Origin of the sequence: Streptomyces sp. NPDC048604 (assembly GCF_043199435.1) — a bacterium.
Classification (GTDB): Bacteria; Actinomycetota; Actinomycetes; order Streptomycetales; family Streptomycetaceae; genus Streptomyces.
Genome location: NZ_JBICVX010000041.1, coordinates 1 through 1,471, shown reverse-complemented (window position 1 = coordinate 1,471; position 1,471 = coordinate 1). Strand labels below are relative to the sequence as shown.

1 protein-coding gene is annotated in these 1,471 nt (G+C 32.2%); it reads left to right on the top strand.

Annotation, left to right across the window (positions count from 1 at the left end):
• The first annotated feature begins 253 nt into the window (after nucleotides 1-253).
• Nucleotides 254-1,453: an IS110-like element ISSep2 family transposase gene (locus ACGFMM_RS35745; protein ID WP_393650660.1), complete on the top strand. Its 1,200-nt coding sequence runs from the start codon at nucleotides 254-256 to the stop codon at nucleotides 1,451-1,453.
• The last annotated feature ends 18 nt before the right edge of the window (nucleotides 1,454-1,471 follow it).

Here is a 1,471-nt window from a genome sequence, read left to right as displayed (position 1 = left end):
AAACATACTAAGATTAGCTATGAAGAAATCTATGACGATAGATTTTTTCATAGCTATTTTTTATAGTTATAGAGAGAAGTAGACTGTCCAGACTCTTGGATTTTAAATCCGTATAAAAAACAAGTCAGCTTTACTCTCGCCTTTTGAAATTCGTTTGTAGTATGTTGGGTTCTTGAAACCGTGTATAGGAAAATGAAATGAGAAAGGTTAAGTAAAGTTTTTAGCTTCTCAATTATTCAAAGGAGGTTTTTTTATCGATTACTTAGGTGTTGATATTAGTAAAAGAAGTAGTGTAGTTGCACATTATAAAAATGGAAAATTCCAAAAAGAGTTTTTCATCCAAAATAATAAAAATGGTTACAATTATTTACTCAAGTATTTGAATGACTTAGACCACCCACAACTCATTTTTGAATCTACAGGTATCTATTCAAGAGGTATGGAACGATTTTGTTGTGTAAATCAAATTAACTATATTCAAATGAATCCGTTAGAAGCCAAATTTAAAACGAGCGCTCTAAGATCATGGAAAACTGATCAGGCAGATGCTCATAAGCTTGCTTGTTTAGGACCGACGCTTAAACAAACAGACAGCTTACCTATACATGAGTTAATATTCTTTGAATTAAGAGAACGCGTCCGTTTTCATCTAGAAATCGAGAATGAACAAAATCGACTTAAATTTCAGATCCTTGAATTACTCCATCAAACATTCCCTGGTTTAGAAAGATTGTTTAGTAGTCGATATTCAATCATTGCACTCAACATCGCAGAAATCTTTACTCATCCAGACATGGTTCTTGATATCGACAAGGAGGTACTGATTACACATATATTCAATTCTACAGATAAGGGAATGTCAATGGATAAAGCTACAAAATATGCACTTCAATTAAGGGTGATTGCTCAAGAAAGCTATCCTAATGTCGATAGACATTCCTTTCTAGTCGAAAAATTACGCTTACTTATTCAACAATTAAAACAATCTATTCATCATCTCAAACAATTAGATGATGCCATGATTCAATTAGCACAACAACTCGATTATTTTGAAAATATTCATTCGATACCTGGTATTGGTAAGCTAAGCACAGCTATGATTATTGGGGAGATTGGTGATATTAAGCGATTTAAATCAAATAAACAACTCAATGCTTTTGTTGGCATTGATATCAAACGATATCAATCAGGTCATACACACTGTAGAGATACCATCAACAAGCGTGGTAATAAAAAAGCGAGAAAACTTTTATTTTGGGTGATTATGAATATAATAAGAGGGCAGCATCATTATGACAATCATGTCGTCGATTATTACTACAAACTAAGAAAGCAGCCTAATGAGAAACCTCATAAGACTGCCATCATTGATTGTATAAATCGATTATTAAAAACAATTCATTATCTTGTAATGAATCATAAATTGTACGATTATCAAATGTCACCACATTAGCCAAACGTACAATCAAAT